Origin of the sequence: Ochrobactrum sp. CGA5 (genome assembly GCF_006345815.1) — a bacterium.
Classification (GTDB): Bacteria; Pseudomonadota; Alphaproteobacteria; order Rhizobiales; family Rhizobiaceae; genus Brucella.
Genome location: NZ_VCIG01000038.1, coordinates 945,148 through 970,478, shown reverse-complemented (window position 1 = coordinate 970,478; position 25,331 = coordinate 945,148). Strand labels below are relative to the sequence as shown.

Here is a 25,331-nt window from a genome sequence, read left to right as displayed (position 1 = left end):
TAATTTATGCGCAGGGGATTGCGCAGAGGGGATGCGAACATGACGGGAAAACACGTCGCCGTTTTGATGGGCGGTTTCTCTTCGGAGCGTCCAGTTAGCTTGTCCTCTGGAACGGCTTGTGCTGCAACGCTTGAAGAATGCGGCTATCGCGTGACGCGTGTTGACGTGGATCGTAATGTTGCCAGCGTTCTTGCCGAGCTGAGGCCGGACGTTGCGTTCAATGCGCTGCATGGTCCTTTCGGTGAGGATGGTGCGATTCAGGGTGTCCTTGAATATCTTCAGATTCCCTATACGCATTCGGGCGTGCTTGCTTCGGCGCTTGCCATGGACAAAGATCGGGCCAAGAAGGTCGCTGCTGCTGCTGGTGTTGCCGTCGCTCCCTCCCTTCTCCTTAATCGTTTCGAGATCGGCGCGCAACATCCGATGGAACCGCCTTACGTGGTAAAGCCGGTTCGCGAGGGTTCGAGCTTTGGTGTTGTGATCGTCCAGGAGGGGCAGGCGCATCCGCCGCAAATCATCAGTTCGGCTGAGTGGAGTTACGGTGCCGAGGTTCTGGTCGAAAAATATATTCCTGGTCGGGAATTGACCTGTGCCGTGATGGGTGATCGCGTTATGGACGTGTGCGAGATCATTCCGGTGGGGCATCAGTTCTACGACTATGATTCAAAATATGTTGCAGGCGCATCAACTCACGTGTGTCCGGCAAAAATTTTACCAAATATTTACCAAAAAATACAAACAATGGCCCTTACGGCGCATCGGGCAATCGGGTGTCGGGGCGTAAGCCGGTCAGACTTCCGTTTCGATGATCGTTTCTCTGAAGATGGCGAGGTTATCTGGCTGGAAATCAATACCCAGCCGGGGATGACATCTACCTCGCTCGTGCCTGATATCGCCAAAGCGGCTGGTATCTCTTTCGGTGAATTGTTGAGTTGGATGGTGGAGGACGCGTCTTGTTTGCGTTGAACGGAAAATCGGACGGATATGAGCGCTCGGGCTCGATGCGTGATGCATCGGGAGCGGTGGGTGCTGCTTTTGTCCTGCCGCGCTTCCTGCGCAAGCCGTTCCGCTTTGCCGCCCGCCTTTTTCAGGGCAATGTCAACATTCCGCGTCATGCTGGCACTGTCGGTATGCTGGGTTTCCTTGGGGCTACGGGCCTTTATGGTATGGCGGTTGGCGGCCATACGTCGGAGGTAGTCAAGGCGACTGCTTCCACGCTCGGTTTTGCAATCGAGGACGTGAAGGTCGTTGGTAACAACGAGACCTCGGATATTGATATTCTCGGTCAGCTCAATCTCGATGGCGAAACATCTCTTGTTGGCTTGAGCGCGGAAGAAGCGCGTCAGTCCATCGACAAACTGCCGTGGGTGGAAAATGCAGAGGTTCGCAAGGTTTACCCCGGAACCGTTCTTGTCTCGCTGCATGAGCGCAAGGCGTTTGCTATCTGGCAGAACGACAGCGATCTGTCGCTGATTGACGCTGCTGGCGATACGATCGTTCCATTCCGCTCCGGCCGTTATAATTCGCTGCCGCTCGTCGTGGGTGAGGGGGCGGAAAAGAAGGTCAAGGGTTTCGTTGATCAGATTGCTGCCTATCCTGGTTTGGCTGGAAAGGTTCGCGCCTACATTCGTGTCGGCGACCGTCGCTGGGATCTGCTTCTGGACAATGGTGTGCGCATCATGCTGCCGGAAACCGACCCGCTGAAGGCGTTGGCACAGATCGAAAAGCTTGATCAGAGCCAACATCTTCTATCGCGCGATATTACTGCGGTCGATCTTCGCCTCGATGATCGCGTGACTATTCAACTAACTGAGACTGGCATGGAGCAGCGCAAGAAGTTTCTGGCAGAGCGTAAAAAAGAACTATCCCGCACGGGGAAGCGCGTATGAGTATTCTGGGCGGCAAGGGATCATCACAAGGCGGAACTGCAGGGCGCAAGGTGCGCCTGTTAACGGTTCTGGATGTCGGATCGAGCAAGGTTTCCTGCGTCATTGCACGGTTGCGCCCGCATGAAGGCGGCGCACTGCTGCCAGGTCGCACACATCGCATGGAAGTACTGGGTATCGGTCATCAGCGTTCGCGTGGCGTCAAGTCGGGTGTCATCATTGATCTCGATGCTGCTGAGCAGTCGATTCGCCTTGCGGTCGACGCAGCAGAACGCATGGCTGGCCTTACCGTCGATAGTCTGATCGTCAATATCTCTGCCGGACGACTCAAGAGCGAAACCTTCACGGCCAGCGTCAATCTGGGCGGTCATGAAGTCGAGCAGGCCGATATTCGCCGCGTTCTGGCCGCTGGCGCCAAGCAGGCGCTCGCAGCCGAGCGTCACCTCGTTCATTCGCTTCCGGTCGGCTATACGCTTGATGGCGAACGCGGTATTCGTGATCCGCTCGGGATGCTGGGTGACAGCCTTGGCGTCGACATGCATGTGCTGACTGCCGATGCGGCACCGCTGCGCAATCTGGAGCTTTGCATTAATCGTTGCCATCTGTCGGTGGAGGCCATCGTTGCGACGCCTTATGCCAGCGGTCTTGCGGCTCTAGTCGGCGACGAGGCTGAAATGGGTGCCGCCTGCATCGATATGGGCGGCGGCACGACGACGATTTCGGTCTTCTCCGAAGGCAAGTTCATTCACGCCGATGCTGTGGCCATCGGTGGCAATCACGTGACGATGGACGTGGCTCGCGGTTTTTCCACCCGGATGGAAGATGCCGAACGCCTGAAGGTCATGTACGGCTCGGCTCTTCCAAGCGCTGCCGACGACCGCGATCTCATCTCCGTTCCGCCAATCGGCGACGATGAGCGTGATGTACCCAATCAATATCCGCGTTCGGTTCTGACGCGGATTATCCGTGCAAGAGTGGACGAGACGCTAGAACTGGTGCGCGACAGGCTCAACCAGTCAGGTCTTGGACATATTGTCGGCAAGCGTGTGGTTTTGACCGGCGGCGCAAGCCAGCTGCCAGGAATGCCAGAGGCTGCCAGGCGAATTCTTGCAAGGAATGTACGAATCGGGCGTCCTCTAGGAATAGCGGGATTGCCTGAGGCGGCTAAGGGGGCAGCTTTTGCTGCGACCGTTGGACTTCTGATCTACCCACAGGTGGCGGGTATTGAAGAGCGGTCGGTAAAAGCAGCTTCCTCCGGTCTCATGACCGGTACGGGTGGGCGCATTCAACGTGTCAGCCAGTGGCTGAAAGAGAGTTTCTGAGTAGCAAGTATTGTGTAAGCTGTTGAAATAACGTGTTGAATTATCTGGGGCGTGACCATCTGGGTAACAACCAATCCACACCGCGGCGGCGAAGCGGTGGTAAGGCTTAAGAGGAACAAGGACCTATGACTATCAATCTGCAAAAGCCGGATATCACCGAGCTGAAGCCTCGCATCACCGTATTCGGTGTCGGTGGCGGCGGCGGCAATGCGGTCAACAACATGATCAATGCCGGTCTGCGCGGCGTGGATTTTGTCGTGGCTAACACCGACGCTCAGGCTTTGACGATGTCGAAGTCCGAACGCATGATCCAGCTCGGTGCTGCTGTCACCGAGGGCCTTGGTGCTGGTTCCCAGCCGGAGGTAGGTCGAGCGGCCGCTGAAGAGTGCATCGACGAAATCGTGGATCACTTGAACGGCACGCATATGTGCTTCGTAACTGCTGGCATGGGCGGCGGCACCGGCACTGGTGCTGCGCCGGTCGTGGCGCGCGCGGCCCGCGAGCGCGGTATCCTCACCGTTGGCGTCGTGACAAAGCCTTTCCATTTCGAAGGCGCTCGCCGTATGAAGACCGCCGATCTCGGCATCGAAGAACTGCAGAAGAATGTCGATACGCTTATCGTCATTCCGAACCAGAACCTCTTCCGCATTGCCAACGACAAGACCACCTTCGCCGATGCTTTCGCAATGGCTGATCAGGTGCTCTATTCGGGCGTTGCCTGCATCACCGACCTCATGGTTAAGGAAGGCCTCATCAATCTCGACTTCGCCGACGTTCGTTCGGTGATGCGCGAAATGGGCAAGGCCATGATGGGCACGGGTGAAGCGTCCGGCGAAGGCCGTGCAATGGCTGCTGCCGAAGCGGCAATCGCCAACCCGCTGCTTGACGAAACCTCGATGCGCGGCGCGAAAGGCCTCCTGATCTCGATCACCGGTGGTCGCGACATGACCCTGTTCGAAGTCGATGAAGCTGCGACGCGTATTCGCGAAGAAGTCGATCCAGATGCGAATATCATCCTTGGCGCAACCTTCGACGAAGGTCTGGAAGGCGTCATCCGCGTTTCTGTCGTCGCTACCGGTATCGATAAGCAGTTAGGAGACGCGGCGCCTGCGCCGCTGGAATTTCGCCAGCCGGTAAAACAGACGGCGCAGGCAAAGCCTATGGCTCCGCATGGCGCACTTCGTCCTCCGGTCGTTGAACAGCCGCGTCAGGTCGACCCGATTGCCCAGGCGATCCAGTCCGCCGAGGCTGAAGTTCCAGCCGTACCTGCTGCTTCTGCCGAGCCGGATTTCCGCCCGCAGAGCCGCATTTTCCAGGCTCCGGCACCGGAATCCTTTGAACGTGCTCCTGTTGCCCGTGCACCGATGCCGCAGGCCCCGGCCGGTCATCAGGCAGCACAGGCCGTGCAGCCGCAGGGCTACCAGCCGCCGCAGATGCATGAACAGCCGGTTCGTGAACCGCGTCCTGCTCCGCGCATGCCTGCCGTTTCGGATTTCCCGCCGGTTGCACAGGCTGAAATCAATGCCCGTCGCGCTCCGCAGCAGCCTGTACAGGAAGAGCCACGCGGTCCGATGAGCCTTTTGAAGCGCCTGACGCATGGTCTGTCGCGTCGTGAGGATGAACAGCCCGCGGCCCGTCTGGAACCAGCCCAGCATCGCGAACCTGGCATGCGCCCGGCTGAGCGCCGCGCTCCGCAGCAGGATTCTTCGATCTATGCACCGCGTCGCGGCCAGCTTGACGATCAGGGTCGTCCGCAGCCGCGTGCGGCTTCGGAAGAAGACCAGCTCGAAATTCCGGCATTCCTGCGTCGTCAGTCGAACTAGTCTTTCCTTGATACAAGGTCGAAAAGCCCGCTTGTTTCTGGCGGGCTTTTTGCTTTTCGGGAGCATTCTTGTATGAAGAGATTCTGAATCATCGGTCTGTCTTGAACTGAGCGCCGGTGTTGAAGCGGGACGTATTAAATGAACAATCGTTATGGAAATCTAGCAGCTTGGGTCTATCAGCTGGATAAGCCCGTGGGCCGCTCTTTCGGCGACGTCGAACTTTATCGTGATTTGCTAGACGGTACTTCCGGCCCCATTCTTGAGCCTGCGGTCGGCAATGGGCGTATGCTCGTTCCGTTGCTGGAAGCAGGGTTCGATGTGTATGGCTTTGATACTTCGCCAGAGATGCTCGCCTACTGCGAGACCGCTTGCAAGATACGCGGCTTGAACGCAAATCTCAGTCAGCAGAGCTTTTTGGATTTTACATTCGCCAGCATGTTCTCTGCCGTCATCGTTCCCGCTGGGTCGATCCAGCTCGTGACTGATACAAAAGAAGCCCTGGCGGTTTTACGCCGGTTCCACGATGCTTTGAGCGTGGGTGGACGGCTCATTCTCGATCTGGATTCTCTTCGCTGGCTTAGTGCTCCCGCGGGAACGGTGCGGCATTGGAAGGATGGCGACGATATGCTCACATTGCAAGAAGAGCGGCTGGAGACGGATTTTGCAAATCAGACGACGACCTCTCTGCTACGTTATGAACACTGGACCAATGGCAAGCTCGTTAATGCCGAAATTGAAACCTTTAGCCTCCGGTTCTGGGGTATATGGGAAATGGAACTTGCCTTACGTGCTGCCGGTTTTCAATCTGTGAAGGTGCATGCGGGATATGAGCGCGATGGTTCCGTTACTCCAGACAGCGAAATGGTTACGTTCGAGATTCTGAAGGGCTGAACGCCGCGTTTTTTGTAATCTGGCGTTAAAAAGCGTGATTTTGTTTAAGCCACGCAAATTACTATTTTAATTGAAACGAGGTGTTGTTCGGGTGGCACAAGTTTGTGAGCCCTTCTGTATTTCGTGTCGCAATTTTAGCTATATCTATCCATATAGACGCAAGAATTGCCAAATGGGCTGTGTTGAAATTTCCGTTTGAATGGCCTGTACCCATTTTATCCAGTAGATTGGAACTGTCTTGAGTGCTTATCAAAAGACGATTGGTCGTGCGGTTACTCTTTCAGGTGTCGGCGTTCATGGCGGGGCTCCGGCCTCGGCAATGTTTTTCCCAGCCGATGCCGATACCGGTATCGTGTTTCTGCGCTCAGACCTGAAGGGCAAGGCGCCGGAAGTGCGCGCCCACGTTTCGCAGATCGGTGCAACGGACCTTTGCACGTCGCTTGGGCCCAAAGCATCCAAGATAGACACGGTTGAACACCTGATGGCGGCAGTCGCCGCGCTGGGTATAGATAACCTTGTCGTGGAAATTGATGGCCCGGAGGTTCCAATTCTCGACGGTACTTCTGCTCGTTTTATCGAAGCGTTCGATGAGGCGGGTATCGTTTCGCAGGAAGCGAAGCGCCGCTTTATCCGTATTTTGAAAACGGTCCGTGTGGAAGCGGGCGGCTCCTGGGGTGAGTTCCGCCCTTTCGCCGGTACACGGTTTGAGGTTGAGATTGACTTCGAGTGCCCGCTGATTGGCCGGCAGAAATTTGCTGAGGATGTAGACGAAGCGACCTTCCGCAAGGAGCTTTCCTCCGCGCGCACTTTCGGTTTCATGAAGGATGTGGAGCGTCTATGGGCTTCCGGTCATGCCCTTGGGTCGTCGCTCGACAATTCGCTTGTCATCGGCGACGACAACTCAGTCATCAACCCCGGCGGTTTGCGTTTCAAAGACGAGTTCGTCCGTCACAAAACACTGGATGCTGTTGGTGATCTGGCACTGGCCGGCCTGCCGTTTATAGGCTGTTTCCGGTCCTACCGTAGTGGCCACAGGCTGAATGCGGAGACGGTAAAGGCGCTGTTGTCGGATAAGACGGCTTTCGATATTGTTGAAGCTTCGGGTGTCCGCAAGAATTCCAGAGCATCTGATTTTGTTACCGTGAAGCCTAATATTGCTGCCCCATGGGCGCTCTAGTATCACGCCAGAAATGAGTGTGTATTGGTGCATGGCCTTAATTGAGCCGTGTTCACCGGTTCACCTCGTAATTGAGTCGATGCGTCGCTCTGCGGTGGGTTGATCGGGGGCATCTATGCATATGGGTAGCCAATACCGGGGACAATTCACACGGGTTATGCGTTTCGACACGCCGTCCGGCGGATTTCAGACCACTAGACGTTGCCGATTTCGCTTGCATGTGGTTTATGGACGGCCAAAACAGCGTCAGCTATGTTTGTACATTCGCTGAAGCTTAATGATTTGTATGGATGGAGCAGCCGTGCAGTGCTAGAAGCACGCAGCTTCAAACAGGAATGACGCTGCCAGAAGGCCGGAGACCGCATGACGAGTTTCAAATTCAAGGGTATGACGAAAACCGCGCTGCTGACTGGCGCTATCGCCGTTCTGATCCCGCTCGCCGGTTGTGCCAGCAAGGACGACGACATCGATCTCACCAAATATGTCGAGACGATTGATCCTGCCGACAAACTGTATAATGAAGGCCTCGCTAATCTGGACGCGGGTCGTCTTGATGAAGCAGCGAAGAAGTTCGCTGCAATTGATCGCCAGCATCCTTACACTGAATGGGCACGCAAGGCGCTTGTGATGGCCGCCTTCACCAACTACCGTAAGGGTAATTACGAAGAAGCAGTTTCGATGGCGAAGCGTTACAACACGCTTTACCCGACATCACAAGAATCTGCCTATGCCTATTACATCATCGGTCTCTCCTATTTCCGCCAGATACCGGATGTAACCCGCGATCAGGCTGCCAGCCGTCGCGCTATCGCTGCGATGCAGGAAGTGGTTGATCGTTTCCCGGACTCTGAATACACGGATGACGCCAAGGCCAAGATACGCATTGCACGCGACCAGCTCGCAGGCAAGGAAATGCAGGTCGGTCGTTATTATCTGGAACGCAAGGAATATCTTGCAGCTATCAAGCGCTTCCGCGGTGTGGTCGAAGAATATTCCAACACCCGCCAGGTGGAGGAAGCACTCGCTCGTCTCGTCGAAGCCTATTACGCGCTCGGTCTAACGTCGGAAGCTCAGATGGCGGCCTCTGTTCTCGGCAAGAATTTCCCGGACAGCCAGTGGTACAAAGACAGCTACAAGCTTCTACAGAGTGGCGGTCTTCAGCCTCGTGAAAACGGCAATTCGTGGTTGGCCAAGGCCGGCGCACTCATCACGGGCGGCGGCTCGTAAGCCGATTCTCACATGCTGTCGCATCTGTCGATCCGCGATATTGTTCTGATTGAAAGGCTCGACATTGAGTTCAAGACGGGCTTGTCCGTGCTTACCGGCGAAACCGGCGCGGGCAAGTCTATCCTGCTTGATTCGCTTTCGCTGGCGCTTGGCGCACGTGGCGATGCTTCGTTGGTGCGTCACGGTGCAGATCAGGGGCAGGTGACGGCGGTGTTCGATGTGCCGGGCGCGCATCCGGCTCGGATTTTTCTGCGTGACAACGGTTTTGACGATGATGGTGACATCATTCTGCGCCGTTTGCAGATGGGCGATGGTCGAACGCGCGTCTTTATCAACGATCAGGCGGCAAGTGTCGCGCTTCTTCGTGACCTTGGGCGCAGGCTGGTGGAAATCCACGGTCAGCATGATGATCGCGCACTGATCGATACCGATCTTCACCGTACATTGCTTGATGCTTTCGGTGGTCTCGAGCAAGAGGCCGCATTGGTTCGCGAACGCTATAGGGCTTGGCGCGATGCGGAAACCGCACTTGCCAAGCATCGTGCCCGCGTCGAGCAGGCCGAGCGTGAAGGCGATTATCTGCGTTCTTCGGTTGAAGAACTGACCAAGCTTGATCCGCAACCCGGCGAAGAAGAAGAACTCGCTGAACGTCGTGCGATCATGATGAAATCCGAAAAAATCGCCGGTGATGTGAACGAAGCTGGTGAGTTGTTGTCAGGGCACGGATCACCTGTACCGTCTCTGGCGAGTCTTGTGCGCCGTTTGGAACGCAAAATTCCGGAAGCGCCGCATTTGCTGGAGCCGGTTTGCAAGGCAATAGACGAGGCGCTCAACAGTTTGGCCCTTGCGCAGGACGGTATTGATCATGCCATGCGCGAAATCGATTTCGATCCGCGTGTGCTGGAGCAGGTCGAAGAGCGGCTTTTTGCTTTGCGTGCTGCTGCGCGCAAATATTCTGTCGCGGTAGAGGGATTGCCTGCACTGCGTGACAAGATGGATATTGATCTTGCCGATCTTGATGCCGGTGCCGAAAAGCTTGTTCAGCTCGAAAATCATGCGATCGAAATGCGGGTGGCCTATGACACGGCGGCGACCAAGCTTTCCGGTTTACGCAAGGAAACAGCAGAGCATCTTAAAGCTGCAGTGATGGCCGAACTCCCAGCACTTAAGCTTGAACGTGCGGAATTTATCGTGGAAATGACAACCGACGTGCAAGCGCGGGCGGCTGAAGGCATTGATACTGTTGAGTATTGGGTGCGCACCAATCCGGGCACACGGGCTGGGCCGATGATGAAGGTCGCCTCGGGTGGTGAGCTTTCACGTTTCCTGTTGGCGCTGAAGGTGGCGCTTGCGGATCGCGGTTCTGCTCCGACGCTCGTATTCGATGAAATCGATACCGGCGTGGGTGGGGCGGTGGCGGACGCCATCGGCCAGCGCCTTGCTCGACTTTCCGGTCGTGTGCAGGTGCTTTCTGTCACCCATGCGCCGCAGGTGGCGGCGCGTGCCTCCACACATTTCCTGATTGCCAAGTCGGCGACCGATGAAGACCGCATGTCTACCTCAATCCGTTCAATCGGTGTGGACGAGCGGCAGGAAGAGATTGCCCGCATGCTGGCCGGTGCCAGCATCACCGATGAAGCACGCGCAGCAGCGGAACGTCTGCTTGCCGAGAATAGTGAACTTGTCTCCTGACACGATGCTGTCAGGAGATTTGCCTGTATGTGATGTCGGGCCGGTGTAGGCGCGATGCTATTTCTTGGTTATGTTGGGCAAAATTGAATCAGCAGGTTTTGCTCCGCTTATGACCAATACTCCCGTCGAAAAACTGACCGAATCTGAAGCCGTTTTCGAACTGGAGCGGCTGGCGCGTGAGATTGCTCATCATGATGAGCTCTATCATGCCAATGACCGGCCAGAGATTTCGGATGCCGAGTATGACGCACTAAAGCGGCGCAACGATGCGATTGAAGCGCGTTTTCCACATTTGGTGCGGGCGGATAGTCCGTCCTCACGGGTTGGTACTGCGCCGGTTTCCAAATTCGCGCAGGTTGTTCATGCGCGTCCGATGCTTTCGCTGGGCAATGCGTTTTCAGATGAGGATGTGCGAGATTTTGTCGGCAGTGTTTATCGCTTTCTGGGGCATTTGCCGGATAATTCCATTGCCTTTACCGCTGAACCTAAGATCGACGGACTTTCCATGTCGATCCGTTACGAGAATGGAATTTTGGTTAGCGGTGCGACGCGCGGTGACGGTACGACCGGCGAGAATGTGACCGCGAATATCCGCACCATTGCGGAAATCCCAAGCAGGCTTCCGTCGGGAGTTCCTTCTGTGGTGGAAGTGCGCGGTGAAGTCTACATGGCAAAGAGTGACTTCCTTGCGCTTAATGAGCAGATGGCAGCCGAAGGCAAGCAGACTTATGTGAACCCGCGCAACACGGCAGCAGGCTCTCTGCGCCAGCTTGACGCGAAGGTGACGGCAAGCCGTAAACTGAAATTCTTTGCCTATGCCTGGGGTGAGATGTCGGACATGCCTGCCGACACGCAAATGGGCATGGTCGAGGTTTTCCGCGAATGGGGTTTCCCGGTCAATCCAATGACCAGACGGCTTCACGGCGCCGAGGAGCTGCTGGCACATTATCGCGAAATCGGTCTTGAGCGCCCTACGCTTGACTACGACATTGATGGGGTCGTCTATAAGGTTGATCGGCTTGATCTACAGACCCGGCTTGGTTTTCGCTCCCGCAGCCCGCGATGGGCGATTGCGCACAAGTTTCCCGCAGAGCAGGCACTGACGATCCTGCGTGGTATCGACATCCAGGTGGGACGAACCGGCGCACTGACGCCGGTGGCGCGACTTGAGCCGATCACTGTCGGCGGGGTTGTTGTGACCAATGCGACGCTGCACAACGAAGATTATATCAAGGGCATTGGTCTCAAGGGTGAGCGTATTCGCGCGGACGAGCATGACATTCGGGTCGGCGATACGGTCATCGTGCAGCGCGCGGGCGATGTGATTCCGCAGATTGTTGATGTCGTGCTCGAGAAGCGCCCGACCGATGCCGTGCCATTCCATTTCCCGCATGAATGCCCGGTCTGTGGCAGCCATGCAGTGCGTGAGGAAGGGGAGGCGGTCTATCGTTGTACCGGTGGCCTGACATGTGCCGCGCAGGCGGTTGAGCGCATTCGTCATTTCGTTTCACGCAATGCATTCGATATTGAAGGTCTGGGCGAAAAGCAGGTCGAGTTCTTCTTCCACGCAGAAGATGACAGCCTGAAGATCAAATCGCCTGCGGATATTTTCACTCTGCAAAAGCGGCAGGCGGGTTCTCTCAAGAAGCTTGAGAACATTGAAGGCTTCGGGACGACTTCCGTGAAGAAGCTTTATGATGCGATCAATGATCGGCGCGAAATTGCCCTGCATCGCTTTCTGTTCGGTCTCGGTATCCGTCATGTGGGCGAAGTGAACGCCAAGCGGTTCGCGCGCGCCTATCTGTCTTATGCCGCGTTTGAAAAAGCCGCTTTGGAGGCTGTGCCGCCAAAGCAAGGCGATCGCGCCGACAAGGGCAATGAAGCCTGGCAAGAGCTGATTGCGGTTGAGGGCATAGGTTCCATTGTTGCCGAAGCAGTCGTGGATTTTTATGCGGAGCCGCATAATCGCGAGGTACTGGCGGCTCTCCTTGCTGAAGTGACGCCGCTTGATGAGGAAGCGCGTGTTGCTACCGGATCGCCCGTCGAAGGCAAGACAGTCGTATTTACCGGCAGTTTGGAACGTATGTCGCGCGATGAGGCAAAGGCCATGGCCGAACGCTATGGGGCAAAGACAGCGGGATCTGTGTCGAAAAAGACCGATCTTGTGGTGGCTGGGCCGGGGGCGGGCTCCAAACTTGCCAAGGCATCGGAACTTGGCATCGAAGTGATTGATGAAGACGCCTGGTTCACCCTGGTCGGAGAAGAATAATGGCGCCGTTCAGCGGTTTTGGTGAAAAAGCGATCCCGTTTTTGAAAGCTCTGGATTTTCACCAGAGTCGCGAGTGGTTTGTCGAGAACAAGGAGCTTTTTGAGCAGCAGTTGAAGGAGCCGCTTGGCGACCTTGTCGAAGAAATGACGGCTCGTTTTGAAAAGACCGGTCTTCCCTTTAAGGGGGACCGGGTGAAATCCCAGTTCCGCATCAAGCGCGATACGCGGTTTTCAAAGGACAAGGCTCCCTATAACCGTCACCTGTCTGCGCTGCTGTCGCAATCGGGGACGAAATGGGACGAGAGCGGTTGCTTCTATGTCTGCATCGGCTTGCCGGGTGTCCGCGATTGCTACGCTTGTGTGGCTTGGTGGGGACCGAGAAAAGAGCTGCTTCTGGCTATACGTACGGCCATTGCCGAAAAGCCGGAAGAATTCCGTGCCATGGTAGCGAAACTCAAGAAAAACGGATTGAAAATCAGCGATCACGACCGGTTGAAACGCACGCCCCGTGGTTTTGAGGCGCTGACCGATGATGATCTGCTGGAAGCAATTCGCAATCGGCATTTCTCTGTGCGGATGGAAATCGACCCGGAAACGATCACCAGTCCTAACCTCGTGGATCGCCTTGTCGATTTCGCAGAACGGGCTCGGTCGCTTGTGAACTGGATGCACAAAATCGAAAAGACGGTTTCCCAACAATCATAATCGTTCATGAATACATCAGCCGGGGTTATGAGTGATGCGCAAATGCGGCATCGCTGTTTAATAGTATGATTTTTTGGGAAATCATATTCCAACGGACCGCAGAATTTCCTAACTACTCTTCATTCGGAGGAGTGAGTATTCGTGGATCAGACTTTTCAGCCTGTAAGAGCCTCGGCGCGCGCCGATATTGTTGATGGTGTACGGCGCGGACTTCCGCTTGTTGTTGCCGGAGCGCCCTTTGGCTTGCTATTCGGCGCGCTTGCCGTCGACAACGGATTGTCACTCGCCGAAACGGTATTCATGAGTGCCGTCATCTATGCCGGTGCCAGCCAGATGGTTGGACTTGACCTCTTTGGTCAGAACATCGCACCGTGGATGATCGTCATGTCGATTTTCGCCGTTAATTTCCGGCACGTGCTTTATTCGGCGACGACAGGACGGCGTATCCGCCATTTCAAACCATGGCAGAAGGTGCTGGCCTTTTTCGTTCTGGTGGATATCCAGTATGCGGAAGTTGAACAGAGAGCGGAAGCAGGCAAGCCAGTCACCTTTGTCTGGTATATGGCCATCGGGCTGACATTCTATCTGACATGGGTTCTCGAAGCGCTGATTGGCGGGCTATTCGGCAATCTGATCACGAACCCTTACGCCTTCGGCATAGATTTTCTGCTACCGATCTACTTTCTCGGTATGGTGATGAGTTTCCGCCATCGAAAGAACTGGTTGCCTGTCGTCATTGTCAGTGCGATTTCCGCGGTAGCGGCATACAAATTCGTTGGGTCGCCCTGGCATGTTTCGCTGGGTGCACTCGGCGGCATTACGCTCGCTGCGATTATTGCCAAGCCACGCGAAGGGGAGGCCTAAATTGTCCACTACGATCTGGATTATTCTCGCAGGCGCTCTCTGCACCTATCTCACCCGTATTGGCGGACATTTGGTCCTTTCACGGTTCAACCGCGTGCATTATCGGGTTGAAGCAGCGCTCAATGCCGTACCCGCAGCCGTTCTGACAGCCATTGTAGCTGCACCGGCTTCGGATCACGGCTGGCGGGAATTGCTCGTGCTTGCCGTCTGTATCGTGCTTTCGTTGCGACTGAGCATGATGACCATGTTCTTCGCAGGCGTAGCGCTTTTGATCGCGCTACGTCATTTCACGGTGTGAAGACATTATTAAAGTGGAGCGGTTGCTGCTTCGAGCCATTTGCTTTCAGCGTCCTTGAGGTGGCCGGACAGTTTTTCGCGCACCTCGGCATGGTAGCAGTTCAGCCAGTCGATTTCATCTTGGGTTAGAAGCGACTTGTCAATCAGGCGCCGGTCGATTGGGCAGAACGTCAGCGTCTCGAAACCCATCATTGGAATATCGCCGCCCTCTGGCACTTCCGGCTCGGTGACGATGATGAGGTTCTCGATGCGGATGCCGAATGAACCAGGCCTGTAATAACCCGGTTCATTGGAAAGAATCATGCCCGGCAGCAGTTCCTGTGCACCCTTTCTCGAAATGCTCTGCGGGCCCTCGTGTACCGACAGATAGGAGCCGACACCGTGACCGGTTCCATGCGCATAATCGAAGCCATGCTTCCATAGCGCAATACGGGCCAGAACGTCGATATCCTGCCCACGTGTGCCTTTTGGGAAGCGAGCCGTGGTGATTGCAATCACCCCTTTCAGCACGAGCGTGAATGCCTTGATCGTCTCTGGCGCTACCTTGCCAATTGGGACGGTGCGGGTGATGTCGGTGGTGCCATCGCGATATTGCGCGCCGGAATCGACCAGATAAAGCTCGCCGTCTTCAAGTGTTCTGTTGGTGTCGGTATTGACGCGATAATGGATAATTGCGCCATTCGGCCCCGCACCGGAGATCGTGTCGAACGATATATCTTCCAGCGGCATTTGGAAGTCGCGCCCGGCATCGATACGCGATTTTTCAAGCTTCTGCGCGGCGCTGATTTCATCAATCGTCCCAGGTTTCTGGGCGTCGATCCAGGAGAGGAAATTGACCATTGCCACGCCGTCGCGCTCATGGGCTGCCCGTGAGCCGTCAAGCTCGGCTTTGTTCTTGATTGCGCGTGGAATACGGGCAGGATCTTTGCCCTCAATTACGTTTCCGCCTGCGCTCGTGACAACGAGGCGAAGTTTTTCGGCAGCGAGGGTCGGGTCGAGAAGGATAGCTTCGCCGTTTGCGGCACCTTGGGTTGCAAGGGCGCTGAGGCGCCCTTCCAGATTGGCAGGTGCAGAGAGCTTGGCGAGCTGGGTCAGATAGGCGCGCGGTTCGATGGCAAGTTTGCGTTCATCGATGAAGAGCTCCGGTTCACCCTTTGCCGGAATGATGGCAAAGCTCAGCGGAAGCGGTGTGTTGGATACGTCTTTGCCACGGATATTGAACCCCCATGCGACCGACGACGGGTCAGTCAGGACGGTAGCGCGGGCGCCGCTTGCGGCGACTGCCGCCTGCATTTCCTTGATCTTGTCTTCCGCTTCATGACCCGCGAAACGGGCCGGTTGGATGGTGACTTCCGCCGTCGGTACGTCAGGCTGGTCGTCCCATACAGCGTCGACAAGATTGATTTCGACGGGAACGAGCTGACCGCCCTGAGCTTCCAGTGCTTCGCGTAAGCTGCGAGCTTCAGCAATGGTGTGGAGCCAAGGATCGAAACCGATACTTAGGTCCTTACCGTTTTCCGCCAGCCAGGAAGACGGCGGATTTGTAACGAGGCTTTCATAGGAAAAGACCTTTGGGTCTGTCTGCGTGCGGACCTGTAGTTCATACCGCCCATCGACGAATATATAGGCACTGTTCTTGAGGATGAGCGCAGCACCGGCCGATCCTGTGAAACCGGTCAACCAGGCGAGACGCTGCGCATGGGGCGGAACATATTCGCCCTGATGCTCATCCGCGCGAGGAACCAGAAAACCGTCGAGGCCAAGTTCGGCCATTCTCTCGCGCAGCCTCGCAACGCGCGGGCTCCCATTGGCCGGATTGGTGGTGACGTCGAAACTCTGAAAAGCCATAGGTTTAACTCGCTCAAAACAGGAATATGTCGTGCTTCGTGTGGCCTGTTACTTCAGATGAATTGCCACCCATCCTTCGCGATGAAGCGTCTTTTGATGGGTGAGTCCCTGTGCCTGATAGGCAGCGAGCACCGCATCGTGCTGGCTGTCAAGTATCCCCGAAAGAATGATGGAGCCACCGGATGCCATATGTTCCTTGAGCGAAGGAGCGAGTTCGATAAGAGGATTTGCAAGAATATTGGCGACGATCAGGTCGAATGGCGCATAGGAACGGAAGATCGGATGGCCGAAGCCTTCCGCTGTTGCCGTAACGATATGTTCCGCAACGCCGTTCTTGGAGGCATTTTCAGCGGCGACCGTGACGGCGACAGGGTCGATATCGGTAGCCAGTACGGGAATGGGGGCGAGCTTGGCAATGGCAATAGCGAGAACAGCGCTGCCGGTGCCAAGGTCAAGCGCATTGGTTGGATGTTCGGTATTGACAGTTTCCTCGATCAGTTCGAGGCATCCTGCCGTTGTTCCATGGTGACCCGTACCAAATGCAAGCCCGGCATCAATTTCGATAGGAATGTCGCCAGCTTCGATCTTGTCACGGTCGTGCGAACCATGGACAAAGAAATGTCCGGCTCTGACAGGTTTCAGACCTTCCAGCGAGTGTGTGACCCAGTCGATGTCGGGAAGTTCCTCGACGGCAAAAAGACTTGGTCCGACCAAGGTATCGATCCGCTCGACGACATCTTCGGCGGCGTCCTCAACATAGACCGAAACCTCGAAAATCTGCCGGTCTTCATCAATCTCCGTGATAGCGATTGGGAAACCGTCTTCCTCAAAAGCCTGTTCGAGAATGTTGTAGACGCGCTCGGCTTCCGCCTTATGCGCCGAAAAGAAAAGTCGTGACTGGGCCATGAAGGAAAAAGCTCTCTGCTGGAAATGTTCTGGAGCTTCTCCTTAGCTCTTTGCAGCGCCTTTGGCCAGATTCTTCAACTTTTCCAGAGCCGTATCCGCGTTTTCCTGATAGGCGATTGTGCTGCGGAAACGTCCACCTTTGTCAAGCAGGAATACCGACGCGGTATGATCCATCGTATAGTCGCCGTCTTCGCCCGGAACCTTCTTGGCATAGATGTGATAGGATTTGACCGCGTCAGCGATATTCTGCGGCGTGCCAGTGATGCCGATGATGCGGTCGGAAACATTGCTTACGTAGGTCTTCATCACCTCCTGTGTGTCGCGCTCAGGGTCGACCGTGATGAAATAGGCCTTGATATCCTTGCCTTCCGGTCCGAGCTGCTTCAGCCAGCCATCCAGTTCGTAAAGTGTGGTGGGGCAAATGTCCGGGCAATGGGTAAAACCGAAGAAGATGGCTGCCGGCGTAGCGCGCAGGTCCTTCTCGGTGAAAGGTGTGCCGTCCATGGTCACAAGGTTGAGCGGACCGCCGAAGGGTTCTTTGGCCGCCTGCTTATCGCGGAAAAGGTTGAGCCCTGCAGCGCCGACTATGACGACGATGAAGGCGATGATGAAGATGGGCAGGAATTTTTTCATGTCCAGTCAGCCTTGAATTTCCGAACGCGCCTCAGCTACGCTGCTCAACAACCAATCTTTTCTTTATGCACAGCAGAACGGTCGATATAGCCGCGTCCTGCCAACATTTAAGAGCGTGGCGGCAATGTACAGTCATTTATTCAATTTTCAATAATTTCTGAAACTTTTGACGATTTGTCGCGTGAAGGAAGAAGCTTCTCTGCTCTTTCTTTTCTACGAGGTCAGTCAAACTGATTTATTTCCATCGTAAAACTGCAATTTGTTGTGAGTGCCATAGTGGAGGTCGGTTATGTAATCGCTTGGTCGATGAGCATAGCTGGTGTGCATATGGCGTACTTTTTCGGGAAGCCTGCCGTTAGTAATTAGCTCAACTCCACCTCTCGTGAACAATTCATGAGGTTGCTCTGGTTCGTCCTGCGAGACGGCTGTCTTATCTGGGGCTTCTACAGGAAAAGCGTGTGGTGCAAGGACGGCTAGTAATTGAAGCGGTATTAGCGCCTTTCGCCTGTGTGCGAGGGGTTGAGTGTTTCGCTTCTAGTTCACCAAACCCGCATTACGAAGTTTGAAGATGATCTGCCGAATGTTATCAAGGTCTCTCTTTCCCAAGAGGAAGATAGCTCGCGGGAAGCGGCCTAGGCAGTTCCAGAGCTGACTATGCTACAGCTAGGCTTGAGGTTAAGTTGCAATGACGTCGTCGGACGAACTTCGTTTTCAGAACAGCGAACCCCGCATTCATTCCACGGCCCAGTTGAAATCCGTTAAGCTCGGACGGTATGCGGATATTGGAGAGCGCGTGATTCTTCGTGAAGTCACGGTCGGCGACTTCACCTATTTCGAGCGGAACGGTGAGGGGATCTATGCCGAGATCGGCAAGTTCTGTTCCATTGCCGCGAATGTTCGTATCAACGCGCTCGAACATCCGATGGAACGATTGACGACTCATAAAGTCAGCTATCGACCGAATGAGTATTTTCGCTATCTCGGCGTTGACGGAGAGTTCCGGGCGAGACGTCAGGCGCAGCGCGTGGTCATCGGCAACGATGTATGGATCGGTCATGGTGCGGTTATCACGCCGGGCGTCCAGATCGGTCATGGTGCTGTCGTAGGAGCAAATGCGGTGGTGACGAAAGATGTCCCACCCTATCATGTGATTGGCGGTGTTCCTGCTCATTTCATCCGCAAACGGTTTGACAATACGGTTATAGACCGGTTGCTTGAACTCGAGTGGTGGAACTGGCCGGTGGAAAAGCTCTATGAAGCGGTGCCGGACATACAGGCGCTTGAAATCGAAACGTTCCTTGAGAAATGGGGTGGTTGAACTCCGGCCCTTGCAAAGCCGCAATTGTTCACCCACTTTTCGCACCACAACAGGTCTGGAGGCTGGAAGATATGGTCGGACTGAAGCGTTTTGCCGGATTAATGCTTGCTCCCATGCTGGTCGTTGCTGCTTCGGCAGCTTCGGCTGAAGAAGTAGGCAAGGTTGGAGTCGACTGGCTTGGAAACGACATCGTCATTGACGCCGTACAGGACCCGAAAGTGCAGGGTGTAACCTGTCATCTGGCGTCGTTTTCACGTGGCATGATTGACCGGCTGCAAAAAGGCAATTGGTTTGAGGACCCTTCCAATGCTTCAATCTCATGCGAGCAGACGGGGCCGATCACAATCGGAGACATCGATCTGGGTAAGGGCGGAGAAAGGGTTTTTTCCGAGCGCACCAGTCTGATCTGGAAGAAGCTTGTCATTACGCGCATTTATGACAAGACGAACAATACATTACTTTATCTTGCCCATGCGACACAGGTTCAGGATGGTTCAGCCAAGACATCGCTGTCCACCGTGCCGCTTTATAAGGGGGATGTAACATGGGCGAAGGGTAAGCCGGAATAATCCGGCTGCCTGATGTTTGACTGAAAATACGAGTTTAGATGGGCTGGACGAAGCTATCGAGAACCCGCTTCTGCCCGGCCTTGTCAAAGTCGATGGTCAGTTTGTTACCATCGATAAGCGAAATCGTGCCATTCCCGAACTTGATATGGAACACGCGGTCGCCGAGCTTGAAGGCCGATGGCTTGTCAGCCACTGACTTGGCTACCAGCTCGCCGTCAATCGTGCGTCCTTTCACGGAGCTACGCCCAGCACCGAAGCCTGAATCGGTTTCACCATAGCCGATACGCTCGACGCGGCTACCGGAGCGCGAGCCCCAGTTGTTGCGTGTGGCATCGGAACGGTTCTGCTGTGCACGCTGCCAGCCGGGCGTCGAATAGGAGTTCTGGAAAGGGTCAGCCTTGTCGAAGCGCGACTGTCCATAGCCGCCGCCGTACCCGCCATAATTGCCTTCCAGTTCGGCCACTTCCACGTGTGCTTCTGGCAGTTCTTCCAGGAAACGAGAAGGAATAGTCGATTGCCACATACCGTGGATGCGCCGGTTGGAAACGAACCATATATGCAGATTCTTTTTGGCGCGGGTGACGCCGACATAGGCAAGACGACGTTCCTCCTCAAGGCCGGAACGTCCGCCTTCATCGAGCGCGCGCTGGTGCGGAAACAAGCCTTCTTCCCAGCCGGGAAGGAAGACGGTTTCAAATTCCAGACCTTTGGCCGAATGCAGCGTCATGATGTTGACGGCATCCATATCCTCGTTCTGCTCGGCATCCATCACGAGTGCGACATGCTCGAGAAAACCACGCAGGCTTTCATACTCCTCCATGGAACGGATCAGTTCCTTGAGGTTTTCAAGCCGCCCCGGCGCTTCCGCGGATTTGTCGTTCTGCCACATGGCCGTATAGCCGGACTCATCAAGGATGGTTTCGGCCAGTTCCGTGTGCGGTGTATTGTCGATCAGAGACTGCCAGCGCAGGAAATTTTCGACCACTTCGCGCAGCGCGGAGCGCGGCTTTGGCTTCAATTCCTCGGTTTCAACGAGGTCGCAGGCTGCGGCGAACATGGAAATATCGCGTGCGCGGGCATAGTCATGGATTTGTCGGATCGCGGCTTCACCTAGACCGCGCTTCGGCGTGTTGATGATCCGTTCCAGTGCCAGATCATCGGCCGGTTGGGCTACGACGCGCAAATAGGCCATCGCGTCGCGGATTTCGAGGCGTTCATAGAAGCGCGGCCCCCCGATGACGCGATAGTTGAGGCCAAGCGTGACAAAACGGTCTTCGAACTCTCGCATCTGGAAGGATGCGCGGACGAGAATCGCCATGTTGTTGAGGAGATGCCCCTGGCGCTGGGCCTGTTCTATGGCTTCGCCGACGGCACGGGCTTCCTCTTCCGAATCCCATGCTGCATGAACTTTGACTCGCGGATCATCTGGATTGGGTGCTTCGGTAAACAGCGTTTTGCCAAGGCGCCCCTCATTGTGTGCAATCAGATGGGCGGCTGCACCGAGGATATGTGCTGTGGAGCGGTAGTTGCGCTCAAGCTTGATGACAACTGCACCAGGAAAATCTTTCTCGAAGCGAAGAATATTGTCCACTTCCGCCCCACGCCAGCCGTAAATCGACTGGTCGTCGTCGCCAACGCAACAGAGATTGACTTTGTTTTCGCTCGCGCCGAGTTCGCCGCGTTCACTGGCTCCGCGGGGACCTCGCATCGGCTCGGACGCATTAGCGGGCTGTATGGGTGCATTTCCGCCTTGGGTGGTGGCAGGTGTAAATGTTGCGTTTCTCGGCTGCGGGCGCTGGGCCAACAGGCGCAGCCAGAGATACTGCGCGGTGTTGGTGTCCTGATATTCGTCTACCAGAATATAGCGAAACTTCGCGTGATACTCACGCAGTATGTCGGGATGATTGCGGAAGATGCGGATCGGGTGCAGCAGAAGATCGCCAAAATCGCAGGCATTCAATGTGCGCAAACGCTCCTGATAGGCCTGATAAAGCTCGCGCCCGCGACCGTTGCCGAAGGAACGCGCATCACCCTCAGGAATATCCGATGGCCCAAATCCCTTGTTTTTCCAGCCGTCGATCATGTTGGCGAAGGTGCGAGCAGGCCAGCGCTTGTCATCGAGGCCTTCAGCCTGAATAAGCTGCTTGATGAGGCGGATCACATCATCTGTGTCGAGGATCGTAAAATCCGATGTCAAATTTGCAAGCTCCGCATGCCGTCGCAGAAGCTTGACGCCGATCGAGTGGAACGTGCCGAGCCACGGCATGCCTTCGACCGCTCCACCGACCAGATGGCCGATGCGTTCCTTCATTTCCCGCGCGGCTTTGTTCGTGAAAGTCACGGCGAGAATCTGGCTTGGATAGGCAAGGCCGGTTGTAAGGATATGTGCGATACGGGTTGTCAGAACGCGGGTCTTTCCCGTGCCTGCACCGGCGAGTACCAGAACCGGACCTTCAGTCGTCAGGACGGCCTGACGCTGCTCCGGGTTCAGCCCTTTCAGGTAATCGGGCTCGCCGCGCTGCTGGTTGCGTGCCGCCATTGCACGCGCGGCAATGCTTCCGGGAGCAGGCGTACGGCTTGCCGGAGCGTCGTCATCGCCGAAAAACGGCATATCGTCGGGAAAGTCAGACATTTGACCCGAATGTAATGATTCGTGGCTGAAAGACCAGCGAAAGGGTTAAAATATTCAATTACTCTAATTGAGTTATACGCCGGTCTGTGAAGTTCAGCCGGTGCGCTGCCAGCGCTTCAACAAGTCCGCGCATTTCCGGTTCGCGGAGCAGAAGATCATCAAGCTCGGTCATCTGGTTCATTGCAATCAACCGCAGAATATCGTCGCGGATGGTCCCGTCAGCACGCCTTGGCAAGTGGGCGACCGGCTGTATAAGTTCAACCTTCTGTCCTTTAAGCCTTGCGCGCAGGCTTTTTTCGTCGGCGTTTAGCGTTTCCACGAATGCGTAGATGCCGACGCCCTTGGCTGGCAGCGAATAAAGCGCAAGAGCCACATCCGATACACGCGGATCGGATTTGAGAGCAGCTTGAATTGCGGGGCCTTCATTGTCGATGCGATCACCGGTGCCTTCACCGTCCGACCAACTGAAAATGCCGCGGGTGATGAAGTTGTAGACCTTCTTGCCTGTCGCCAGCCAGATGCGCGACGGCAGGGAGCGGCGCGCAAGAATGCGCTTTTCCGTCGGTGTCATAAGGTCTTTTGCGAAAGCGCGTTTCTGTTTGATGAGGTGGCGGAAATCCTCATAGGCCATAAGGCGATAGAGAGCGCCACGACGACGATGGACGCTTGCAAGCTGGAAGTCGATGACGGCAGCTTCCCCTTCGGGCGTCATTAGCCAGTTCTGCGGCTTGGCGAGATCGTTGTGAGTGACGCCGAGACGGCGCATGTCGCGCAGGATGCGGTGCGCGGTGCGATACCATTTCGGATCGGAAGGGCGTGCAAGATGCAGCGGTGTCCCCTCAGTCCAAGATCGATACAGGCCATCCTTGTCAGTGGCGAGGAGCTGCGGGACACCTTCTATGCCGCGCACTGTCTTGAGGCCCCGGATTTCGCGCCGGGCTAATATCCACGCCAGCGGCCTGGACCACCAAGGAGCTGCGCTTACGACACGACGGATAATACGAGTGTCGGGATCACCAACGAAATAACCGGCATGCGTTTCTGAGAACACGTCGCGCTTGAACACGGCGGTTTCGACAAATTCCGGTATTCGAGCGCCTTTCAGAGGCACATCTAGATTAGGGTTCTGAACCATAAGGCTCCACTAGCCGCTTGTGTTGGATCAATCAAGTTTGATGGTGCACAACCCTTATTGCAATCGCGTGATCGAAAGCGCACAAGGAACGCACAGGTTTCGTGCAGCTCATCGGGGGAATGCAGAAAATGGCACAGGGCGACGACAGCAAGCGGGCAATCGCGCAGATACTCCGACAGGAGCAGGCGCTTATTTTTCCGTCATTTGACGAGAACGGCGCATTTGCGCTCGGCTATCGCATTCGCGAGATCGCTGTGAAGGAAAAGCTCGGTATCGCTACCGAAATTTCCCTATGGGACCGGCAATTATTTTATGCAACGACTGCCGGAAGTACCGTGGACAATCAAGAATGGTTGCGCCGCAAGTTCAATGTCGTGCGCCGTTTTCATGCTTCGACCTATCGTCTTGTTTTGGAACAGAATCGCGACGACCGCATGTTTGCTCCCCATAAGGCACTGAATGTGGAAGATTATGCCCTGGCAGGCGGCGGATTTCCGATCCATGTTGCGGGGGCCGGCGTGATTGGTGCCGTGATCGTATCAGGGTTGCCGCAGCGCGAGGACCACAACCTTGTTGTCCGTGCTGTTGCCGAACATCTGGGGCAAGACCCCGTTGCATTGGCGTTGCCCGCTGTTTGAATATGAATTTCGGAGAATGAACGATGTCGCTTGAAAATGTTGTCGCGCTTACCCGCAATGAGGCCGGTATTGCAGCGGCAGTGGGAATTCTCAAGCAGCGTTTCGGTGAACGTGCGCAGACCGGTCAGGCTATCCGCGAACAGCACGGCCACACGACGACCTATGTGCCGACACAGGCGCCGGACATCGTCATCTTTGCGGAGACTGCGAAAGAAGTGCAGGACGTTGTGCGTATCTGCGCTGAACATCGTGTTCCTGTCATCGCTTTCGGTGCTGGTTCCTCGCTTGAAGGGCAGGTGAATGCGCCCGCTGGTGGCGTATCGCTCGATCTCACGCGCATGAACAGGGTGATTACTGTGCATGCGGAAGATCTCGATTGTGTCGTAGAGCCTGGCATCACGCGTCGGGAGCTGAATGAATATCTGCGCGATACGGGACTGTTCTTCCCTATAGATCCAGGTGCCAATGCCACGCTGGGCGGCATGGCTTCCACGCGTGCGTCCGGTACGAATGCAGTGCGTTATGGAACTATGCGTGAGAATGTTTTGGCGCTTAAAGCCGTGATGCCCGATGGACGGCTGATCGAGACTTCCAAGCGCGTGAAGAAGACGGCCGCCGGCTATGATCTCACGCGGTTGCTTGTCGGAGCCGAGGGAACACTGGGCATCATCACCGAACTCACATTGAAACTACAGGGGATACCGCAGGCGATCTCCGGTGGTATCTGTCCTTTCCCGGATGTGGATTCGGCTTGCCGCACGGTGATTGAAACCATCCAGATGGGTATTCCGATCGCGCGCATCGAGCTTGTGAACACGCTTCAGATGCAGGCGCTGATCCTCCATTCCAAGTTGCCTTACGAAGCGCAGCCTTATCTGTTCGTAGAGTTCCATGGCACCGAAAACGGCGTTGCCGAACAGGCGGAATTGTTTGGCGAAATTGCTACTGGCAATGGCGGCGGCGAGTTCCGATGGACACACGATGCCGAGGAACGTGACCGGCTCTGGCGGGCGCGTCACGACGCCTATCTTGCGTCCTTTCTGCTGAGGCCCGGTTGCAAGGGCGTTTCCACGGATGTCTGCGTGCCGATTTCACGTCTGGCCGACTGCATTGGGGAGACAGAAGAGGACCTTGCCCAAACCGGTCTTGTAGCTCCGATTGTCGGGCACGTGGGAGACGGCAACTTCCACCTTCTTCTGCTCCTGGACACGGATGATGTGAGTGAGATGGAACGTGCCGAAGCTTTCATGGATCGGCTGGCCAAGCGCGCCATTGCCATGGAGGGAACCTGCACCGGCGAACATGGTATCGGGCAGGGGAAGATGAAGTATCTGGCTATGGAGCTGGGCGAAGCCACGGACTACATGAGCGCCATTAAGAAAGCGCTTGATCCCGACAACATCATGAATCCGGGCAAAATACTGATTTCGTGATTCAAATCAGTCGCTTGGATGGGTTTGCCAAGAGTTTGATTCAGGCAGGCGCGCATATCGATGTGGT

General features: G+C 55.6%; 21 protein-coding genes. 16 read left to right on the top strand and 5 right to left on the bottom strand.

Annotation, left to right across the window (positions count from 1 at the left end; translation table 11 throughout):
- Positions 1-39 precede the first annotated feature (39 nt).
- From FJQ48_RS17795 to FJQ48_RS17740, 12 genes are all read left to right on the top strand, one after another.
- Positions 40-966, top strand: a complete 927-nt coding sequence (locus FJQ48_RS17795) for a D-alanine--D-alanine ligase (RefSeq protein WP_139976242.1) — start codon at positions 40-42, stop codon at positions 964-966.
- Positions 954-1,889, top strand: coding sequence for a cell division protein FtsQ/DivIB (locus tag FJQ48_RS17790; RefSeq protein WP_139976241.1), 936 nt, complete (start codon positions 954-956; stop codon positions 1,887-1,889). Before FJQ48_RS17795 ends, FJQ48_RS17790 begins: the two co-directional genes overlap by 13 nt.
- Entirely contained in the window at positions 1,886-3,208 is a 1,323-nt protein-coding gene (gene ftsA, locus FJQ48_RS17785; protein ID WP_139976240.1) for a cell division protein FtsA, read from the top strand. Before FJQ48_RS17790 ends, ftsA begins: the two co-directional genes overlap by 4 nt.
- A gap of 125 nt (positions 3,209-3,333) precedes the next feature.
- A complete protein-coding gene (ftsZ, locus tag FJQ48_RS17780; RefSeq protein WP_139976239.1) occupies positions 3,334-5,031 on the top strand; it encodes a cell division protein FtsZ in 1,698 nt (565 codons plus the stop codon).
- A 138-nt stretch (positions 5,032-5,169) separates the two neighbouring features.
- Positions 5,170-5,922, top strand: coding sequence for a class I SAM-dependent methyltransferase (locus FJQ48_RS17775; protein WP_139976238.1), 753 nt, complete (start codon positions 5,170-5,172; stop codon positions 5,920-5,922).
- Between the two features lie 238 nt (positions 5,923-6,160).
- Positions 6,161-7,099, top strand: a complete 939-nt coding sequence (lpxC, locus tag FJQ48_RS17770) for a UDP-3-O-acyl-N-acetylglucosamine deacetylase (RefSeq protein ID WP_139976237.1) — start codon at positions 6,161-6,163, stop codon at positions 7,097-7,099.
- A gap of 363 nt (positions 7,100-7,462) precedes the next feature.
- Complete coding sequence (locus FJQ48_RS17765) at positions 7,463-8,326, top strand: outer membrane protein assembly factor BamD (protein ID WP_139976236.1); 864 nt, start codon at positions 7,463-7,465, stop codon at positions 8,324-8,326.
- A gap of 12 nt (positions 8,327-8,338) precedes the next feature.
- Positions 8,339-10,018 (top strand): DNA repair protein RecN, encoded by a 1,680-nt coding sequence (recN, locus tag FJQ48_RS17760; RefSeq protein WP_139976235.1) that lies wholly within the window; start codon positions 8,339-8,341, stop codon positions 10,016-10,018.
- A 109-nt stretch (positions 10,019-10,127) separates the two neighbouring features.
- The gene (ligA, locus tag FJQ48_RS17755) at positions 10,128-12,287 is read left to right on the top strand and encodes an NAD-dependent DNA ligase LigA (RefSeq protein WP_139976234.1); all 2,160 of its coding nucleotides are present in this window, start codon (positions 10,128-10,130) and stop codon (positions 12,285-12,287) included.
- Positions 12,287-12,991, top strand: a complete 705-nt coding sequence (locus tag FJQ48_RS17750; protein ID WP_139976233.1) for a TIGR02453 family protein — start codon at positions 12,287-12,289, stop codon at positions 12,989-12,991. The genes ligA and FJQ48_RS17750 overlap by 1 nt, the downstream gene beginning before the upstream one ends.
- 141 nt (positions 12,992-13,132) lie before the next feature.
- The gene (locus tag FJQ48_RS17745) at positions 13,133-13,855 is read left to right on the top strand and encodes an AzlC family ABC transporter permease (RefSeq protein WP_139976232.1); all 723 of its coding nucleotides are present in this window, start codon (positions 13,133-13,135) and stop codon (positions 13,853-13,855) included.
- Position 13,856: 1 nt separating this feature from the next.
- Positions 13,857-14,153, top strand: coding sequence for an AzlD family protein (locus FJQ48_RS17740; RefSeq protein WP_139976231.1), 297 nt, complete (start codon positions 13,857-13,859; stop codon positions 14,151-14,153).
- Between the two features lie 8 nt (positions 14,154-14,161).
- Here the strand turns inward: FJQ48_RS17740 and FJQ48_RS17735 are convergent, their stop codons facing one another.
- From FJQ48_RS17735 to FJQ48_RS17725, 3 genes are read right to left on the bottom strand one after another with little or no spacing between them, the layout of a single operon-like run.
- Positions 14,162-16,000: an aminopeptidase P family protein gene (locus FJQ48_RS17735; protein ID WP_139976230.1), complete on the bottom strand. Its 1,839-nt coding sequence runs from the start codon at positions 15,998-16,000 to the stop codon at positions 14,162-14,164.
- Between the two features lie 48 nt (positions 16,001-16,048).
- On the bottom strand, positions 16,049-16,906 hold the full coding sequence (locus FJQ48_RS17730; RefSeq protein ID WP_139976229.1) for a 50S ribosomal protein L11 methyltransferase: 858 nt from the start codon (positions 16,904-16,906) through the stop codon (positions 16,049-16,051).
- A 42-nt stretch (positions 16,907-16,948) separates the two neighbouring features.
- Entirely contained in the window at positions 16,949-17,539 is a 591-nt protein-coding gene (locus tag FJQ48_RS17725; RefSeq protein ID WP_139976228.1) for an SCO family protein, read from the bottom strand.
- A 685-nt stretch (positions 17,540-18,224) separates the two neighbouring features.
- On the opposite strand from FJQ48_RS17725, the gene FJQ48_RS17720 reads away from it, so the two are divergent.
- Positions 18,225-18,857, top strand: a complete 633-nt coding sequence (locus tag FJQ48_RS17720) for a DapH/DapD/GlmU-related protein (RefSeq protein ID WP_139976227.1) — start codon at positions 18,225-18,227, stop codon at positions 18,855-18,857.
- A gap of 71 nt (positions 18,858-18,928) precedes the next feature.
- Entirely contained in the window at positions 18,929-19,426 is a 498-nt protein-coding gene (locus tag FJQ48_RS17715; RefSeq protein WP_139976226.1) for a CreA family protein, read from the top strand.
- Between the two features lie 34 nt (positions 19,427-19,460).
- Here the strand turns inward: FJQ48_RS17715 and FJQ48_RS17710 are convergent, their stop codons facing one another.
- Positions 19,461-22,058, bottom strand: coding sequence for a UvrD-helicase domain-containing protein (locus FJQ48_RS17710; RefSeq protein WP_139976225.1), 2,598 nt, complete (start codon positions 22,056-22,058; stop codon positions 19,461-19,463).
- A gap of 58 nt (positions 22,059-22,116) precedes the next feature.
- Positions 22,117-23,193 (bottom strand): serine/threonine protein kinase, encoded by a 1,077-nt coding sequence (locus FJQ48_RS17705; RefSeq protein WP_139976224.1) that lies wholly within the window; start codon positions 23,191-23,193, stop codon positions 22,117-22,119.
- Positions 23,194-23,321: 128 nt separating this feature from the next.
- Between FJQ48_RS17705 and FJQ48_RS17700 the strand changes: the two genes are divergently transcribed.
- Positions 23,322-23,831 (top strand): heme-degrading domain-containing protein, encoded by a 510-nt coding sequence (locus FJQ48_RS17700; protein WP_139976223.1) that lies wholly within the window; start codon positions 23,322-23,324, stop codon positions 23,829-23,831.
- A gap of 23 nt (positions 23,832-23,854) precedes the next feature.
- Positions 23,855-25,264, top strand: a complete 1,410-nt coding sequence (locus FJQ48_RS17695; RefSeq protein ID WP_139976222.1) for an FAD-linked oxidase C-terminal domain-containing protein — start codon at positions 23,855-23,857, stop codon at positions 25,262-25,264.
- The last annotated feature ends 67 nt before the right edge of the window (positions 25,265-25,331 follow it).

What these genes read in the sequence shown, in the direction of transcription:
- FJQ48_RS17725 (WP_139976228.1), bottom strand. Translation starts at nt 17,539, where the DNA reads ATGAAAAAATTCCTGCCCATCTTCATCATCGCCTTCATCGTCGTCATA.
- FJQ48_RS17795 (WP_139976242.1), top strand. Translation starts at nt 40, where the DNA reads ATGACGGGAAAACACGTCGCCGTTTTGATGGGCGGTTTCTCTTCGGAG.
- FJQ48_RS17765 (WP_139976236.1), top strand. Translation starts at nt 7,463, where the DNA reads ATGACGAGTTTCAAATTCAAGGGTATGACGAAAACCGCGCTGCTGACT.
- FJQ48_RS17715 (WP_139976226.1), top strand. Translation starts at nt 18,929, where the DNA reads ATGGTCGGACTGAAGCGTTTTGCCGGATTAATGCTTGCTCCCATGCTG.
- ftsA (WP_139976240.1), top strand. Translation starts at nt 1,886, where the DNA reads ATGAGTATTCTGGGCGGCAAGGGATCATCACAAGGCGGAACTGCAGGG.
- recN (WP_139976235.1), top strand. Translation starts at nt 8,339, where the DNA reads ATGCTGTCGCATCTGTCGATCCGCGATATTGTTCTGATTGAAAGGCTC.
- ligA (WP_139976234.1), top strand. Translation starts at nt 10,128, where the DNA reads ATGACCAATACTCCCGTCGAAAAACTGACCGAATCTGAAGCCGTTTTC.
- FJQ48_RS17730 (WP_139976229.1), bottom strand. Translation starts at nt 16,906, where the DNA reads ATGGCCCAGTCACGACTTTTCTTTTCGGCGCATAAGGCGGAAGCCGAG.
- FJQ48_RS17710 (WP_139976225.1), bottom strand. Translation starts at nt 22,058, where the DNA reads ATGTCTGACTTTCCCGACGATATGCCGTTTTTCGGCGATGACGACGCT.
- FJQ48_RS17720 (WP_139976227.1), top strand. Translation starts at nt 18,225, where the DNA reads ATGACGTCGTCGGACGAACTTCGTTTTCAGAACAGCGAACCCCGCATT.
- FJQ48_RS17735 (WP_139976230.1), bottom strand. Translation starts at nt 16,000, where the DNA reads ATGGCTTTTCAGAGTTTCGACGTCACCACCAATCCGGCCAATGGGAGC.
- ftsZ (WP_139976239.1), top strand. Translation starts at nt 3,334, where the DNA reads ATGACTATCAATCTGCAAAAGCCGGATATCACCGAGCTGAAGCCTCGC.
- FJQ48_RS17700 (WP_139976223.1), top strand. Translation starts at nt 23,322, where the DNA reads ATGGCACAGGGCGACGACAGCAAGCGGGCAATCGCGCAGATACTCCGA.
- FJQ48_RS17775 (WP_139976238.1), top strand. Translation starts at nt 5,170, where the DNA reads ATGAACAATCGTTATGGAAATCTAGCAGCTTGGGTCTATCAGCTGGAT.
- FJQ48_RS17705 (WP_139976224.1), bottom strand. Translation starts at nt 23,193, where the DNA reads ATGGTTCAGAACCCTAATCTAGATGTGCCTCTGAAAGGCGCTCGAATA.
- FJQ48_RS17695 (WP_139976222.1), top strand. Translation starts at nt 23,855, where the DNA reads ATGTCGCTTGAAAATGTTGTCGCGCTTACCCGCAATGAGGCCGGTATT.
- FJQ48_RS17750 (WP_139976233.1), top strand. Translation starts at nt 12,287, where the DNA reads ATGGCGCCGTTCAGCGGTTTTGGTGAAAAAGCGATCCCGTTTTTGAAA.